Annotated in this window: 15 protein-coding genes; 9 read left to right on the top strand and 6 right to left on the bottom strand. The window is 69.4% G+C overall.

The features are described from left to right. Nucleotides 1-25: 25 nt before the first annotated feature. Both ACIA1L_RS01600 and ACIA1L_RS01595 read right to left on the bottom strand, forming a co-directional pair. On the bottom strand, nt 26-640 hold the full coding sequence (locus ACIA1L_RS01600; protein WP_396070385.1) for a trimeric intracellular cation channel family protein: 615 nt from the start codon (nt 638-640) through the stop codon (nt 26-28). Between the two features lie 16 nt (nt 641-656). Further along, nucleotides 657-875 carry a DUF3039 domain-containing protein gene (locus tag ACIA1L_RS01595; protein ID WP_396070384.1) on the bottom strand — a complete coding sequence of 73 codons (219 nt, stop codon included), beginning with the start codon at nt 873-875 and terminating at the stop codon, nt 657-659. 196 nt (nt 876-1,071) lie between these two features. On the opposite strand from ACIA1L_RS01595, the gene ACIA1L_RS01590 reads away from it, so the two are divergent. After that, entirely contained in the window at nt 1,072-2,019 is a 948-nt protein-coding gene (locus ACIA1L_RS01590; RefSeq protein WP_396070982.1) for a pseudouridine-5'-phosphate glycosidase, read from the top strand. Continuing rightward, nucleotides 2,016-2,909, top strand: a complete 894-nt coding sequence (locus ACIA1L_RS01585) for a carbohydrate kinase family protein (RefSeq protein WP_396070383.1) — start codon at nt 2,016-2,018, stop codon at nt 2,907-2,909. The genes ACIA1L_RS01590 and ACIA1L_RS01585 overlap by 4 nt, the downstream gene beginning before the upstream one ends. Here the strand turns inward: ACIA1L_RS01585 and ACIA1L_RS01580 are convergent. After that, nucleotides 2,906-3,256, bottom strand: coding sequence for a DUF3099 domain-containing protein (locus ACIA1L_RS01580; RefSeq protein ID WP_396070382.1), 351 nt, complete (start codon nt 3,254-3,256; stop codon nt 2,906-2,908). The two genes, ACIA1L_RS01585 and ACIA1L_RS01580, sit on opposite strands and share 4 nt — an antisense overlap. A gap of 90 nt (nt 3,257-3,346) precedes the next feature. Here ACIA1L_RS01580 and ACIA1L_RS01575 point away from each other — a divergent pair, with 90 nt between their 5' ends. After that, a complete protein-coding gene (locus ACIA1L_RS01575; RefSeq protein ID WP_396070981.1) occupies nt 3,347-5,722 on the top strand; it encodes a putative bifunctional diguanylate cyclase/phosphodiesterase in 2,376 nt (791 codons plus the stop codon). Here ACIA1L_RS01575 and ACIA1L_RS01570 read toward each other — a convergent pair. Then, nucleotides 5,719-6,297, bottom strand: a complete 579-nt coding sequence (locus tag ACIA1L_RS01570) for an HhH-GPD-type base excision DNA repair protein (protein WP_396070381.1) — start codon at nt 6,295-6,297, stop codon at nt 5,719-5,721. The genes ACIA1L_RS01575 and ACIA1L_RS01570 overlap by 4 nt on opposite strands. A gap of 119 nt (nt 6,298-6,416) precedes the next feature. On the opposite strand from ACIA1L_RS01570, the gene ACIA1L_RS01565 reads away from it, so the two are divergent. From ACIA1L_RS01565 to deoC, 4 genes are all read left to right on the top strand, one after another. Next, a complete protein-coding gene (locus ACIA1L_RS01565; protein ID WP_396070379.1) occupies nt 6,417-7,097 on the top strand; it encodes a DUF4433 domain-containing protein in 681 nt (226 codons plus the stop codon). Nucleotides 7,098-7,102: 5 nt separating this feature from the next. Further along, nucleotides 7,103-8,182 carry a macro domain-containing protein gene (locus ACIA1L_RS01560; RefSeq protein ID WP_396070378.1) on the top strand — a complete coding sequence of 360 codons (1,080 nt, stop codon included), beginning with the start codon at nt 7,103-7,105 and terminating at the stop codon, nt 8,180-8,182. 283 nt (nt 8,183-8,465) lie between these two features. Continuing rightward, nucleotides 8,466-9,194 carry a GntR family transcriptional regulator gene (locus ACIA1L_RS01555; RefSeq protein ID WP_396070376.1) on the top strand — a complete coding sequence of 243 codons (729 nt, stop codon included), beginning with the start codon at nt 8,466-8,468 and terminating at the stop codon, nt 9,192-9,194. Next, on the top strand, nt 9,191-9,892 hold the full coding sequence (deoC, locus tag ACIA1L_RS01550; RefSeq protein ID WP_396070375.1) for a deoxyribose-phosphate aldolase: 702 nt from the start codon (nt 9,191-9,193) through the stop codon (nt 9,890-9,892). The genes ACIA1L_RS01555 and deoC overlap by 4 nt, the downstream gene beginning before the upstream one ends. Before the next feature lie 134 nt (nt 9,893-10,026). Here the strand turns inward: deoC and ACIA1L_RS01545 are convergent, their stop codons facing one another. Further along, nucleotides 10,027-13,260 carry an NACHT domain-containing protein gene (locus tag ACIA1L_RS01545; RefSeq protein WP_396070374.1) on the bottom strand — a complete coding sequence of 1,078 codons (3,234 nt, stop codon included), beginning with the start codon at nt 13,258-13,260 and terminating at the stop codon, nt 10,027-10,029. 56 nt (nt 13,261-13,316) lie between these two features. Between ACIA1L_RS01545 and dtd the strand changes: the two genes are divergently transcribed. Next, nucleotides 13,317-13,739, top strand: a complete 423-nt coding sequence (dtd, locus tag ACIA1L_RS01540; protein ID WP_396070373.1) for a D-aminoacyl-tRNA deacylase — start codon at nt 13,317-13,319, stop codon at nt 13,737-13,739. Here dtd and ACIA1L_RS01535 read toward each other — a convergent pair. Then, nucleotides 13,736-14,521 carry a sporulation protein gene (locus tag ACIA1L_RS01535; RefSeq protein ID WP_396070372.1) on the bottom strand — a complete coding sequence of 262 codons (786 nt, stop codon included), beginning with the start codon at nt 14,519-14,521 and terminating at the stop codon, nt 13,736-13,738. The genes dtd and ACIA1L_RS01535 overlap by 4 nt on opposite strands. A 288-nt stretch (nt 14,522-14,809) precedes the next feature. Here ACIA1L_RS01535 and sigB point away from each other — a divergent pair, with 288 nt between their 5' ends. Further along, nucleotides 14,810-15,784, top strand: a complete 975-nt coding sequence (sigB, locus tag ACIA1L_RS01530) for an RNA polymerase sigma factor SigB (RefSeq protein WP_396070980.1) — start codon at nt 14,810-14,812, stop codon at nt 15,782-15,784. Nucleotides 15,785-16,080: the final 296 nt, after the last annotated feature.

Below are 16,080 nucleotides of genomic sequence, written 5' to 3'. Positions count from 1 at the left end.
GTCCCGGGCGCCGGATGGGCACCTGCTACGGCACGGCCACCGGGGCCGACCATCGGCGGTACAGGGCGAGCAGGCGTACACCTGTGACGCCGGCCGCGGACAGCGCCAGGGTGATCGGGTCGGCGACGTTGAGCCAGCTCAGGACGGTGACCGCGACCGCGCCGCAGAGCGCAGCAACCGCGTAGATGTCGCGTTGCAGGACCACGGGGATCTCCCCGGTGATCAGGTCGCGGGCCAGGCCGCCACCGATCGCCGTGAGCATGCCCACTAGGCAGGCACCCACCGGCGGCACGCCCGCGTCGATCGCCTTGAGCGTGCCGGTCACGGTGAACAGGCCGAGCCCGGCGGCGTCGAGCAGCAGCACCGTGCGGCGCAGGCGGTTGAGCTGGGGGTGCAACCAGAACACAGCCAGTGAGGCAACGATGGCAGTCACGGCGTAGCGCCAGTCGGAGAAGGCCAACGGCGGCACCGCGCCGATCACGAGATCACGCAGGATGCCGCCGCCCAGCGCTGCCAGGAAGCCGACAAACGCCACGCCAAACAGGTCGAGCCGCTTCGCCACGGCCGCGCTGGCACCGGAGGCGGCGAAAACCGCCACGCCGATCAGGTCCGCGACGAGCAGGCTGTAACTTCCCGTCACGCCCCCGCTACTCCGCTCAGACCTTCATCGACTCGTAGATCTCTTTGCACTGCGGGCATACGGGGGAACCCGGCTTCGGCGACTTGGTCACTGGGAATTTCTCCCCACACAAAGCCTCCACGAACGTGCCCATGACGGCGCTCTCGGCGATCTTCTCCTTGCGCACGTAGTGGAACATCTCCGGCCCGGTGTCCGCGTCCTTCGTCTCCGGGCGCTCGAGGATCTGCGTGCTCACGGCGGCTGCCTCTCGTCGGTGTCAGACTCGTCGGTCTGAGCCTCGTGGATCTAGGTCTCGTTCCCGCCGCTCGCCCCCCGGCCTCCGCGGCGGAAGCTCCAACCTGCAAGTCTGACACCTCACGCTTGGTCGGTCCAACGACAACAGCCCGGGCCAGGGCCGTACCGTTGCCATCGTGACCGATTCCACGCGGCCGGTGGGCCGCTTCACCATCCGATACGGCGATCATGTGACCCGGGCGCGCCGCGACGGCCGCCCGGTGGTGGCGCTGGAGAGCACGATCATCTCCCACGGGCTGCCGCACCCCGACAACCTGCGCGTCGCCCGCGAGATCGAACAGACCGTCCGGGACCACGGCGCGGTGCCCGCCACGATCGGCATGATCGGCGGCGAACTGATCGTCGGCCTCGAAGACGCCCAGGTCGAGCACCTGGCCTCCGCGGACGGGGTCGCCAAGCTCTCCGTCCGGGACCTGGCGATCGCCGCCGCCACCGGCGCAGACGGTGCCACCACCGTCGCCGCGACCAGCGCAGTTGCGGCGGCCGCGGGCATCGGCGTGTTCGCGACCGGCGGGCTCGGCGGCGTGCACCGGGAGGCGAACACCACGTTCGACGAGTCCGCCGACCTGACCACGCTGGCCCGTACGCCGATTGTCGTGGTCTGCGCCGGCGTCAAGTCGATCCTCGACGTGGGCGCGACGCTGGAGCGCCTGGAGACGCTGGGCGTGTCCGTCGCCGGGTACGGCACCCGGCGCTTCCCCGGCTTCTTCGTCACCGATGGCGGGTTCGACGTCGACTGGCAGCTCGACTCCCCCGAGGCGGTCGCCGCGGCGATGGCCGCCCGCGAAGACCACGGCGTCGGCGCGGGTGCGCTCGTGCTGGGCAACCCGCTTCCGACGGACGAGCAGCTGGACACCGACCTGCACGACCGGACGCTGGCGGAGGGCCTGGAGCTGCTGGCCTCGAACGGTGTCACGGGCAAGGCCGTCACGCCGTTCCTGCTGTCCCACTTCCACAGCAGCACGCAGGGCAAGAGCCTGGAGGTCAACGTCCGGATCATCCTGCGCAACGCCGCTCTGGCCGCGCAGATCGCCGCGGCGGCCGTACCGGCCCACACCGCGCTCGGGTTCGCCCTGCCGCAATGAGCACGCCAGCGGGGGCGGGACTGATCGTCGTCGGCGACCTGGTCACCGACGTGCTAGTGGTGCGGTCCGGGCCGCTCGCCGACGGCTCGGACACCGACGCCCAGATCACCATCGGCGGCGGCGGGCAGGCGGCCAACACGGCCGCCTGGCTCGCCCACGCCGGAGCCGCGGTGACCCTCATCGCGGCGGTCGGCGACGACCACGCCGGCCGGGAGCGGGTAGCCGAGCTGGCCGACGCCGGAGTGCACTGTGCGGTCGGCTGGCATCCAGGAGCGGCGACCGGCAGCGTCGTCGTGCTCAGCAGCCCTGACGAGCGGACGATGATCACCGACCGCGGCGCGGCCCTGCTGCTCGCCCCGATCGACGTCGCCGCCGCGGTCGAGGCCGCCGAAGACGTCGCCCACCTGCACCTGTCCGGCTATCCCCTGCTGCACCCGGAATCCCGGCAGGGCGGGCTTGCGGCGCTCGCGGCGGCCCGCTATCGCGGCCTGACAACCAGCGTCGACGCGGCCTCCGCGGCCCCGCTGAGCCAGGCGGGAGCTTTCCTGGATTGGGTACGCGACGTCGACCTGTTGCTGTGCAACGCCGACGAAGCCGAGGTCCTGGCTGGCCCCGGCACCGCGGAGGACCAGGCGGCGGTTCTCATCCGGAGCGTCCGCAACGTGGTCGTCAAACGCGGGGGCGAGGGTGCCGTCTGGGGATCGCGGGACGGGGTGTTGCGGTCGGTGGCGGGTGTCCGCGTACCGTCGCTCGATCCGACCGGCGCGGGTGACGCTTTTGCGGCGGGCCTGCTCAAGGCATGGTGTTCCGGCGCCGAGCCGGAAGCCGCGCTGACGGCCGGCGCCGCTCTCGGCGCCGCGGCGGTGCAGAAAGTCGGCGCTCGCCCCTAGGGCTCGACGTCGATGGTGCGGGGCGGGGTGGGCTGGTCGGCGGCCTCGTCGAGGGCGCGCGGGGTCGACTGCGGCTGTGGGGCCGGCGGGTGGGCTTTGCTCTTGGGTGGGCGGTCGTTGGCGATCAGGACCGCGGCCCAGGGCAGGAACACCATGCCGGCCGCGCACAGGATCAGCCAGAGCGGGAGCAGCGGGGCCTCGGCGCTGATGAGCACCGCACCCAGGATCAGACATCCGGCACGGATGCCCATCATCGTCACATAGCGGAGCTGTCGGCTGCGGAGTTGATCTTCTTGGCTGCGGGCGGCGTCGGTGATCAGCACCGGCCGCTCCGGCTGCTTCTTCACCGAACCATCCTCGCACTGCCGCAAACCCACATACCACCCGGCGTTCCTTCAGTACGGCGCACAGCGGCCGATCAAAAGCACGTGCCGACGATGTCCCTCGTCCCGAAGCGGCGCCGGTGGTCCGGCGTCGCGCTCGTGGTCGTGGTCGCCCTGGTGGGCGCCGCGGCCTCCTGGGGTGCCGCCATCGGCGCGGGCAACACCGAGCAGCGCTACACCGCCCAGCTCATGGACCGCTACACCAGCGACCTCAACCGGGCCATCTCCACCGAGCTGCAGCGGTACGGCGACACCCTGGCCGACGTCGCCATCGCCCTCGGCGCCCAGGACGACCTCAACGCCGAACACTTCAACTGGATCACCTCGAAGGTGAGCAACCGCCGCCTGCCCGGCGCCACCTCGCTGAGCTTCGTCGTCTCGTCGCAGGACACCGGCGTCGCGATGCTGGAGGAGTACTGGCGCGGCAAGGGCGCACCCGACCTGCGCCTGCAGCCCGTCAGCAAGGGCGTCGAGCACACGTTCGTCGTGTTCAACAAGTCCTTCGACGGCGTACCCGTCACGACCGGCCAGGACCTGACCAGCATCCCCGAGACCGACGAGACCCTGGACGAGGCCCGCATCGTCGGCGCGCTCGCGGTGAGCCGGGCGTACGTGTTCCCGGCCGACCGTGCCCTGCCGGTCGAGCAGCAGCAGCTTTCGTTCACCCTCGCCATGCCGGTCTACTTCAAGAACGGCCCGATCCGCGGCTGGCTCAACCTCGGCGTGCACGGCGGCGACCTGCTCAACGAGACCATGCGGGCGCAGGCGCACGGAGCGGTGACCGCCGAGCTGTCCGACCCGGACGGCGTCAAGGGCCGGGTCGTGGCCCAGGCAATTGCCGACGAGGCGCGCCCCTCCACGACGTTCAGCCGCACCTCGTGGATCACGGCCGGGCTGCGGCAGTGGAAGCTGCAGGTGCACCCCACCGAGCGGCTGCTCACCGAGACCGACCGGGGCATCGTCAGCTCCGCGTGGGCGCTGGGCCTGACCATCACCATCCTGCTGACCGCCCTGGTCGGCATCCTCACCGGCGCCCGCAACCGGGCCATGAGCAAGGTCGACTCGGCCACCGCCGCGCTGCGCCTCGACATCGAGCGCCGCCAGCAGGTCGAGACCAAGCTGCGACAGCGCGAGTACGAGCTGCAGCAGATGGCCCTGCACGACCCGCTGACCGGGCTCGCCAACCGCGCCGGCCTCGACGACCGCCTCGCCCGGACCGTCGGCGTCCGCGACGACGTGGCGCTGCTGCTCATCGACCTGGACGACTTCAAGCTGGTCAACGACGCCTACGGGCACGCTGCCGGCGACCTCATGCTGACCCGGATCGCCGAAATTCTCGGTTCCTCCGTACGGGCCGAGGACGTGGCAGCCCGAATCGGCGGCGACGAGTTCGTCGTCCTGCTCACCGACGTCCCGGACGCCGACTCGGCACTGGCCGCCGCCCAGCGCATCCTCGCCACCGCCGCGGCCTCCCCGGTCCAGCTCGGCGACGACGTCATGCCGGTCCGCGCCAGCGTCGGCGTCACCACCGCCCGCCCCGGCGACACCCCCAAGGACCTCCTGCGCCGCGCCGACATCGCCATGTACCAGGCCAAGAACCTCGGCACACACGGCGTCCAGCTGCACGACCCGTCGATGTCCGACGCCCGCGCCGCCGAAGCCCAGCTCGGCGACGACCTGGCCGGCGCCCTCGAACGCGGCGAGCTCACCGTGCTCTACCAGCCGCTGGTGGACCTGTCCGACAGCCGCCCGATCGGCGTCGAGGCGCTCGTCCGCTGGCACCACCCCGAGCTCGGCATGGTCTCCCCGAACCGGTTCATCCCGATCGCCGAACGCAACGGCCTGATCAACACCCTCGGCCTCTGGGTGCTGCGCGAGGCCTGCCAGCAGGTCGTGGGCTGGGACAGCGACACGTACGTCAGCGTCAACCTGTCACCCCGGCAGCTCCAGGAACAGACCCTGGTGGCGGACGTCCTCACCGTCCTGCAGCTCACCGGCCTCGAACCGGGCCGGCTGGTCCTCGAAATCACCGAATCCGCCCTGGTCGACGACGTCGCGGCCATCACCATGCTGGCCGAGTTCCGCGCCCACGGCATCCGGGTCGCGATCGACGACTTCGGTACGGGCTACTCCTCGCTGCACTACCTGACCCGGCTACCGGTCGACATCCTGAAGATCGACCGCAGCTTCGTGGCGGAACTCAACGGCACCCCGGAAGGCGCGGGCATCACCGAAGCCATCCTGCGCCTGAGCCACGCTCTGCACCTGACCACCGTCGCCGAAGGCATCGAAACCACTGAGCAGGCCACCGAGCTGCAAATGCTCGGCTGCGGCATCGGCCAGGGCTACCTCTTCGCCGAGCCGCTGCCCGTCGAGAAAATGGCCAGCCTGCTGGCCCGCTCGTCGCAGCCGCCGTCAGCGCTTTCCTAACCGTCCGCTGCCGCCTTCGCCGCCGCCTTCATCTGCTTCTTGTACGCCCGCACCTTGGTCAACGACTCGCCATCCACGATGTCCGCGACCGACTTGAACGAGTCCACCTCGCCGTACCCGCCAGCGGCTTCCCGCCAGCCCGGCGGCTGCACCCCGTACTGCTTGCCGAGCAGCGCCACGAAGATCTGCGACTTCTGCTTGCCGAAGCCGGGCAGGGCCGCCACCCGCTTGAGCAGCTCCTTGCCGTCCGCGGCATCGCGCCACAGACCGGCCGCCTCCCCGTCGTACGCGCCCACAAGCGCTCGACAGACCTCTTGCACCCGTACCGCCATGGCTTTGGGGAAGCGGTGCAGGGCGGGCGGCTTGGCGAAGATGGCGATCAGCTCATCGGGATCGAACTCGGCCAGCTCTTCCGCGGTCGGCGCATGCCCCAACCGCTGCGCCAGCACCCACGGCGAACTGAACGCCTTCTCCAGCGGAATCTGCTGGTCCAGCACCATCCCCAGGAGCAGAGAAAGCGGGTCGCGGTTGAGAAGTTCGTTCGCTTCCGGCGCGATCGGCAGCGACATACCCATGGGCGATCCTATTCTTCCCCGACGGTCACCGGACGCGTGAGCTTCTCGTCGCTGCCGATGGATGGCATCCTCGTTCCGCGACGCAGCCGGGGCCGCCGAGGGACGGAGACAACTACAGCATGCCTCAGTCGGTTGTTCCAGCCATCAGCGATCGGTGGATCTACCACTTCACCCACGTTGACAACCTCACAGCGATCCGAGCGTCAGGCCACCTCCGCTGCGACACCGTCGCTCGCGAAGGCCTGACGAGAACTGAAGTCGGGGCCCCGGACATCAAGGAGTCAAGGAGGCGGCGCACCATCCCCATCGAACCTGGTGGCCGCGTCGGGGAATATGTTCCGTTCTACTTCGCGCCCCGCTCCCCGATGATGTACCGAATCTCCTGCGATCGCCGCGACAGCATTCCGAACCGCTACGCTGGCGGCGACAAGCCGCTGGTCTATCTAGTGACGTCGGTGGGAGCAGTGGTCGCCGCCGGTGCTACATGGGTGGCGACAGACGGCAACGCAGCGACGGCGACGACCGAGTTCACCTCTGACCTGGACGACCTGTCCAGAATGGTCGATTGGCCGCTCATGACGGCGGATCGATGGAACAACACACAAGAGGATCCGGATCGTCAGCGAAGGCGGCAGGCGGAGCTACTGGTGTACGGCGAATTGCCGTTGAGCGTCATCCGATGGGTCGCTGTGCACGACCACGATCGAACGTCTCAGGTCGGTAAGATCCTGGCGGATCACGCGCTTGAACAGCGAATTATCGTCAGACCGCACTGGTACTACGGGTACGAACGGGGGTGAAGGACATGATCGAACGGGGCACAGGAAACCTCCTAACCGCGGATGTGGATGCGCTCGTGAACACGGTGAACACTGTCGGCGTCATGGGTAAGGGAATCGCGCTGCAGTTCAAGCGGGCGTTTCCGGCAAACTTCCGCGCTTATCAGGCAGCTTGTCAGCGTGGCGAGGTGAGACTTGGCCATGTCTGGGCCTTCGACACCGGCGTGCTGGGCCCCGGGCGTTATGTTCTCAATTTCCCGACCAAGCAGCACTGGCGAAGCTCATCCCGACTGGCGGATATCGAGACTGGCCTGGAGTCTCTCGTCAGAACGGTCGAAGAGCTCGGCATCAGATCCGTAGCCATGCCGGCCCTCGGCTGCGGCAACGGCGGCCTGTCTTGGAGTGACGTCCGGCCGTTGATTGAACAGGCGTGCGCTCGGATGCCTGACGTGCGGAGTGTCGTCTATGCGCCCGAGGGTGCACCGTCCCCCGAGACGATGCCGAACGCGACGTCGCGGCCACCGTTTACCCTGCCGCGCGCACTGTTGGTCGCTGCTACCAGCCGATACCTGGAGCGGGCACGCCTCCAGGAGGTGCGTGACGGTGTCAGCGAACTAGAGATCCAGAAGCTGGCCTATTTCCTGCAGGTCCTCGGTGCGCCCTTGAAGTTGAACTTCGTCCGCGGAACCTACGGGCCGTACGCGCCGAAGCTCGGGCCAGCGCTGGATGCGATGGAAGGGCACTACCTCACTGGCTTGGGCGACCGGTCAGCGCGGGTGACTGCGCTCGTCCCCATCAATGCCGTCCCCGGAAGCGCCGACGCGGCGGATGAGTTCCTGAGTCGCCACAGCGATGATCAGGATCGCCTGGCCTCATTGCTTCGCCTGGTCGATGGCTTCGAAACCCCGTACAGCCTTGAGCTGCTTGCGACTGTGCACTTCGCGTCGGGCCACAATCCCCGAACAGCCGATCCCGACGCACTTGCGGATCGAGTCGCGGCCTGGAGTCTCCGGAAAGCTCGAATGTTCACCGTCAAACATGTCGCTCTCGCGACTCGGCGACTCACCGAGCTGCGGCTTCTGCCGGCGTCGATCCCCGGAATCTGATGCCTGCGTCCGCATGGTTTTCTAGTTCTCCAGCGGAATCTGCTGGTCCAGCACCATCCCGATCAGCAGCGCCAGCGGATCCCGGTCGAGCAGCGCGTTAGCCTCGGCGTCGATGGGCAGCGAGAGCGTCATGCCGCCATCTTGCTACACGAAGCGCCGGGCCTCGTCCCACTCGGCGCCGACGGCTGCCTGCCAACCCGCGAGCGGCGTACGCCACATCCTCTAGACAACCTAGGCATCCATCCGGCAACCTCTAGGTTGTCTAGATGACCTGGAGGAGCCGATGGCGAAGACGCCGCTCTACGTGCAGATCGAGCGGGCCCTCAGAGCTCGCCTCGTCGGCGCTGAGCCGGGCGATCTGGTGCCTGCGGAATCCGCGCTCGCCGAGGAGTTCGGCGTGGCCCGGATGACCGTCCGCGCCGCGCTGAACGCGTTGGAGGCGGACGGGCTGATCGAGCGGGTGCAGGGCCGCGGGACCTTCGTCAGGCAGCGACCGGCTCCGCGCGCCGCGGCCACTCTGATGAGCTTTCACGACCAGGTGCTGAGCTGGGGCCGGCGGCCGGCGTCGCGGCTGGTGGAGGCCGAGCTGCGGCCCGCCAGCGACGAGGAAGTCACCGCGCTGCAGCTCACTGCCGCTACCCCGCGGGTTATCTCGATCGTGCGGGTTCGGCTGGCCGACGACATGCCGATGGCTATCGAGTACGCCAGCTTCCCGCCCCACCTCACCGCCCTGCTCGACGTCGACCTCGAAGCCGGTTCGCTGCACCGGAAGCTGCACGAGCTGGGGCTGCGACCGACGCTCGGCTCGTCGACGCTCAGCGCCCAGCTCGCCGGCGCTGATGGCGGGCACCTGCAGGTCGCCGCCACCGAGCCGCTACTCGTGGAGAGCCGGGTCATCGTCGACCAGCACTCGCAGCCGCTCGAACATTCGATCAGCCGCTATGTCGGCTCCCGCTACTCGCTGCACGTCACCTTCGACGTGCAGCCGCCCCGGACAGGAGATTCGCTATGAACGTCGCCAAGCTGATCGACCACGCGCTGCTGCGTCCCGAGCTGACCATCGAGGATGTCCGGCAGGGTTGCGCGCTCGCCGCGCGCTACGGCACCGCGTCGGTGTGCGTACGGCCGGGTGATGTGGCGCTGGCCGCGGCGGAGCTGCGCAGCACCGGCGTCCTGGTCGGCACGGTGGTGGGTTTCCCGCACGGCAGCACGCCGACTGCGGTGAAGGTGGCGGAGACGCGGGCCGTGGTCGAGGCGGGCGCGGACGAGATCGATGTGGTGCTAGCCATCGGCATGCTGCGCAGCGGTGAGCTCGACTATGTGCGCGAGGACCTCGCCGCGGTGGTGGCCGCCGCGCAGGGACGGGTGGTCAAGGTGATCTTCGAGACCGCGTACCTGTCCGACGCGGAGAAGGTGACAGCTTGCCGGCTGTCCGAGGAAGCGGGCGCGCATTTCGTCAAGACGAGCACGGGCTTTGCGCCTTCCGGCGCCACGCTGGCTGACGTCACGCTGATGCGGGCGAGCGTGTCGCCCGCCGTCGAGGTCAAGGCTTCGGGCGGCGTCCGTACGCTGGACGAGTTGCTCGCCTTCGCCGAGGCCGGGGCGACCCGCTTCGGCACCACCGCGACCGAGTCGATCGTTGCCGAGCAGTCCGCGCTGGAGCGCGGCGAGCGCCTGTCCGTGGCGCCGAGCGCGCCCGGCGACTACTGAAATCCCGCACCGTCCCGCAACACCGTCCCGGCCCGGCGGCTTGTGGTCCAGCACCGCCCCGACGTAGGGCCTTGTAACCCGGCGCCGACCCGGCCCGAAGGCCTTGTCATCCAGCGCCGTCGCGACTGGGCGGCTTACTGGTCCAGTGCTGCTACGACTCGGGCAGCCAGGGACCGGTCCGCTGCCAGCACATCGCGGGCGTGCGGATCGGTCAAGGCAGCCTCCACGCCGGGGGCGAGGTTGGTGCGTAGGTAGGCGGCGGTCCGGGGCGGCAAGGGTCCGCGCAGCTCGTGCAGGGCGGCGAGGACGCGGAGTTGGTCGATCGGGGCGAGCTGCAGCCGGAGCAGGTTCATCTCGTCCACGAGCGCTGGCAGCTCCGGACCGCCCGGCACGCGGGCGGCAGCGAGGCATTCCAGCACGTCGGGGACGAGGCGCCGAAAGTAGGTGCTGCGGACGAACGCGCGTAGCCAGCGCAGCACCTCGGGAACCGGAAGCCGCCCGGCGTCGCGGGTCAACATGCCCAGCAGCAGCCGGGCGGCCCGACCGAAGTGCAGTTGCGAAGCGGCCTGCTCGGCACCGCCGCCGAGGAGTGCGTCCACCGCGCGTGCGTAGCCGGTAGTCAGACTCTCCGGGTCACTCGCCGCGCCGACCCACACCCCGACCAGGGCGTGCGCCACGGATTCGGCGTCGTCGTCGCCGACGCCAACCACGGTGGTGACCGTGTCGGGCATCCACCGGGCCAGCGGCTCGACGGCCCACCTGATGAGGTCTTCGCCGGCGTCCGCGGTGAGGTGGAGCCGGTTCGCGGTCCGGTCGAACGGCACGCCACCCCAGGTGCCCTGGCGGACGCCGACCACGAACCACGACAGGTCCACGGCCGGGAATCGGCGCTCGCTCGTCGGATCCAGGACGAGGTCGCGGCGGTCGCCGTCCCAGGTGCGGATCACCGTCAGGGTGGCGATCAGCTCGGCCCACATGCCGGACGGAATCGCCGCCTCCCACTGCAGAGCCGCGCCGCGCAACCAGGCGGCCGGGTCCGCCGCGTGCACGAACAGTTCGGACGCCCGCAACGGTTCGTCGCAGGCCAGCGCGAGCAGGGTCAGATTCAGCGAGTACGTGGCCATCAGATGGTCCACCCGTTTGTCGGCGGGCTGATAGGCCTGGGCTGGGAACTCGGGTCGGGTCAGCGCGGCGCGGAGGGCGGGCACGAGCCACGCGCGCACCGCAGGCCGGTCCTCGCCAGCGAGCAGCGACGTGACGAACGGCAGCACGGTCGCGCGGGCGGACAGGGGTGCGTAGCCGAGCAGAGTCCTCAGCAGACCGTCGTCCCGGGCGGCACCGAGCGCGAGCGTAGAGACGGCTGCCTGCGCCGCTGTGTCACGCAACGCCCGGACCACCAGGCGGGCCACCAGAAACTCGCCGAACGTGGCGTGCAGGAACTCGTACGTCTGCAAGGTCCGATCGTCCTGTGTGGCACGCGAGCGCTGGATGAAGAAGAAGCGGCCGATCAGCTCCTCCCCCGCGGTCAGTGGCCGGTGGAAGGCCTCGGTGTGCCCGGCGCGCACCCGACCCAGGCCCAACGCGGCGAGGTCGGCGTCTAGTTCCTGCTCGGTGACGGACTGCCGGAGCCGGTTGAACATGGCGAACGCCACCACGGACAGCCGCACGAGTTCCTGTTCCACCAGTGCCGGGACCGCTGCCTCGGGTTCGCGCGGGTGCAGCCGGCGCACCTCCCGCTCGGCGAAGCTCCTGAGCAGGCGCTCGTACAGCTCGGCGGTCTCCAGAGAGTCGGCGTTCTGCAGGGCGAGGGTGGCGGCGTCGTAGAGCGCGAGCATCAGCAGCAGCAGCGGCTGTTCACAGAAGTCCGGGAACCGGGTGAACACGAGATCCGGCAGCGGGCGGTGGCCGGGGCGCTCCGCGTTCACCCGGTTCCACGTGGTCAACCAGGCGGAAACCTGGGCCTCGTCGAAACCCTCCAACCGGACGGCGAGCGCTCCGGCGGGGAGGCGGGCGCGGTCGGCGACAGAAAGCCGGCTGGTGACGACGACCGCCACCGGCCGGCCGAGTACGGCCTCACGCTGCTGGAATGCCGCCACCCGCTGCAGGTAGTCGGACTGGTGGATGCCGGTGGCCTGGATCAGCTCGTCGAAGCCGTCGAGCAGGATCACCGGCAGCGCACCTGCGGCGGCGCGGGCCAGGTCGGGCCAGGCGACGGTCTCCCCGATCGCCGCGCGGACGGCCAGTTCGACCTGGTCCTGGACGGGTGCCTCAGCCGGCACTTCACGCAGCACTACCCGGGCGACCAGGAAGTCCTCGGCGGGCAGGCGGGCCGCCAGCACGCGGGTCAGCGCCGACTTGCCAGCGCCGGGCTGGCCGAGCAGCACCAGCGGTGCCTCGATCGCCTGCGGCGTGGTCAGGTAACTCGCTAGAAAGACGGCCAGGTCGGTGCGTACTTCCCCGGTCCACCACGACTCCTCAGCCGGGGTGGCGTTCGCCGCGGCGTCCTGCACCCGGAACCGCGGATCGAGGTAGGCCTCCGCGAGCGACGGGGTCCGCACGTCACCCGCCTCAGCGCGCAGGACCGGCAGATCCAGATCGGCGCGGTACGCCGCGGCGAGAGCAGCCCGCCAGCCTTCGGCCTGCCGGCCAGAACTGGCCCGATCCAGCAACTCGCGCAGCTCTCCCAGGCTGTGACCGATGGCCCGGCGTTCCGCACGCTCGACCCACAGACCGAACTCGGGGACGTCACCGGCGAGACGCAGACTCATCTCCTCATAGCGGCGCAGGGCCAGCGCCGGCAGCCTCGTCGTGATCAGGTGGCGGGCGGCCCGGCGGTCCCGATCGGTGGCCTTTTCCCAGACCGCCAGATTTTCCAGGAAGCTGTGCAGGCGCCCGCTGACCATCACGAAAAACGTGCTGAGCTCGGCATGCGGGGAAAGCACCGCGGACGGGACGGGGACCTGTGCATAGAGCAGGCCGGACAGCCAGTGTCCGTCCACGCGGGTGCCAGTCGAGAGCATGATCTGCTCGTTGCGGGTCAGCTCCGGGGAGTCCAGTTCGGTCTGGGCCACCACCTCGTCGAAGGCTTCGAAGTAGGCGGCCAGCACCAGGACGCTATGGGCAGCCTGGAGCCGGGTGCTGCGGTCGTGGCGCGCCAACCCCCGTACGGAATCATGGATTTTGGTCGTGACGACGTGGCCGAGCCGGACCATCTCGGTCTTGGCGTCGAAGAGCGAAAGAGCCGCCGCCGAACCGCCCGCGGTTGCCACCGACAGGGCGCCGCCGGCGAGGTCCTGCAGCGCGCGGGCGGCGGGGCCAGCCCCGTCGAGCAGCTTGACGGCATCGATGTAGCGCAATCCGCGGGCCATCGGACCATGATGTCGGCTGCGCCGCTCGGGGTCGACACCGGTACGCTCACGGGGCGATGAGGGCTTTGATACAGACCGTGAGCCGGGCCAGTGTGACCGTGGGCGACGAGGTCGTCGGCAAGATCGAGGACGGCCTGCTCGTCCTGCTCGGCGTCACCCACACCGACACGGTCGAGACCGCCGCAACGATGGCCCGCAAGGTCCATGAACTGCGCATCCTCGACGACGAACGCTCGGCGGCCGACGTCGGGGCGCCGCTGCTGGTGGTCAGCCAGTTCACGCTCTATGGCGACGCGCGCAAGGGTCGGCGGCCAAGTTGGCTGGCGGCCGCCCCCGCGGAGGTCGCCGAACCACTGGTCACCGCCGTGATGGACGCGTTGCGCGCCCGCGGGGCGACCGTGGAAACCGGCCGGTTCCGGACCCACATGCTCGTGGAGAGCATCAACGTGGGCCCGCGAACCGTCCTACTTGATCTCTAGAAGAAGCCGCGGCGCTGCGCGGACTGCTGCAGCCAGCCGTTGAGCTGCGCGGTCCAGTCAGTCTGGTCGACCGTGCGGTAATCCACGTCGAAGCGCCCGAACGCGTCGTGACCCTCGGTGAACAGCCCGCCGCGCTTGTCGACCTCCAGCACCACCTGCAACTGGTGTGGCGTCGGGATGAACGTGACCTCGAGCTGGGTGATGCCGTGCGCGAACTGCGGCGGCGGGTAGAACTCGATTTCCTGGTAGAACGGCAGCTGCTGCTGCACGCCATACACCCGGCCACTCTCCACGTCAGCCCGGCTGAACCGGAAGCCCAGCCGCAGGAACGCGTCGAGGATTCGCTCCTGGGCCGGCAGCGGGTGCACGGCCACGGCGTCCAGGTCACCCTTGTCGACCGCGCGGGCCACTTCGAGCTCCGTACGCAGCCCCATGGTCATGCCGTGCAGGTGCTGCCCGTACACCTCGGTGATCGGGGTCTCCCACGGCACGTCGAAGCGGAACGGCACGTCATACCGCGCGCCCGCGTCCAGCCGGAAGGAGCCGGTCAGGCGCTGGCGGTGGAACTCCTGGTCGGTGTTGTACTCGGTGTCGCCGCTCTCCACCTCGACCCGGGTCAGCAGCCCGATCGCCACGTACTCGATGTCGACGGCATGGTCGCCGCCCATGACATGCACCTGGCCCTCGAGGTAGCCACCGGGGCGGCAGTTCGGGTTGGCGAGCACCGTCTCGACGGACGGACCGCCCACGCCCATCGCCTGCATCATCCGTTTGAAGACCACCGAACCTCCTCGTCGACCCGTTGTTCTGCGAGATTACCGCTCCGCGCCCCCGTATTCGGAATTGCACCGGCTTCGGTTATGTCCGATCAATCCGGACGCCTGTCACCCTCGGTGACCTCAGCGTTCTCCCTGATTCATGCCACCGCGCGATTGCCTTACCTCGACTTAACGCCCCGCCGTCCACACTTCTCATCACCAGCCACTAATGCGGCGGGAAACGCACGACATCGGTTTGAGCGGGGAGGGGACTGAAAGATGGTCCTGGAGATGAAGGCGACGGAGCCGACGATGGCTACCGAGAACATCATGACCGACGGTGTCGAGGCCCTGGCCGACTTGGACGCCGTCGACGAGCGCGGCATCTCCGCCGACCTCGTCCGGGCATACCTCAACGGCATCGGCCGGACCCGCCTGCTCACCGCGGTCGAGGAGGTCACCCTCTCCAAGCGGATCGAGGCCGGCCTCTACGCCGAGGAGAAGCTGGCCGACGCGGGCCCCGACCTGGCCCCCCTCTTCAAGGTCATCATCACCGAGGGCCGCGCCGCGAAGAACCACCTGCTCGAGGCCAACCTCCGGCTCGTGGTCAGCATCGCCAAGCGCTACACCGGCCGCGGCATGGCGTTCCTGGACCTCATCCAGGAAGGCAACCTGGGCCTGATCCGCGCGGTCGAGAAGTTCGACTACACCAAGGGCTACAAGTTCTCCACGTACGCCACCTGGTGGATCCGCCAAGCCATCACCCGCGCCATGGCCGACCAGGCCCGCACCATCCGCATCCCGGTGCACATGGTCGAGCAGGTCAACCGGATGGTCCGCGCCCGCCGCGACCTCGCCGCCCAGCTCGGCCGTGAACCCGTCATCGCCGAAATCGCTCAAGCCATGGGCGTGCCGGAGTTCCAGATCATCGAGCTCATCTCGTACGACCGCGAGCCGGTCAGCCTCGACCAGGCCGTCGGCGAGGACGGCGAAAGCGCCCTCGGTGACTTCGTCGCCGCGGTCGACCCCAACGCCGAGCCGGGCAGCACCGTCGCCCAGGGCGAACTGCGCAGCGAGGTCGAGATCGTGCTCGCCACGCTGTCCGAGCGCGAGTCCGCGGTCATCCGACTCCGCTTCGGCCTGGACGACGGCCGGCAGCGCACGCTCGACGAGGTGGGCCGCGAGTTCGGCCTCAGCCGCGAGCGGATCCGGCAGATCGAAAAGGTCACGATGTCCAAGCTGCGGGACCCGCAGCGGGCGTCGCGGCTGGAGGCTTACGCCAGCTGACTTTGTTCCGAACCCTGAGGAAAAGGCCGGTCGCCCTCGTGGCGGCCGGCCTTTTTTCGGTGCGATGCACTGTGGGGTGGATGCGAGTGGTGTCTGTGCTCCGTAATCACCGGCAGGGCGACGCATCGACGGCTTCATTCTGTGCGGGAGTCGATCGTGGCTGATCCGTGCGGGGATGCTGTGGCTAACTGCGGCGCTGACGCTTGGGCGTTTTGGCGGGGAGCGCCGCTCTCCGGGCGGTCAGGCTTGATCCCTGCGTGCGGCGATCCCCGCCAAAACGCCGTTGTGGTGCTGCT

The sequence above is a fragment of the Actinoplanes sp. NPDC051859 genome, from assembly GCF_044452725.1.
Taxonomy (GTDB): Bacteria; Actinomycetota; Actinomycetes; order Mycobacteriales; family Micromonosporaceae; genus Actinoplanes.
Note: the sequence above shows the minus strand (reverse complement) of the source record. Positions and strands in the feature narration are given on the sequence as shown.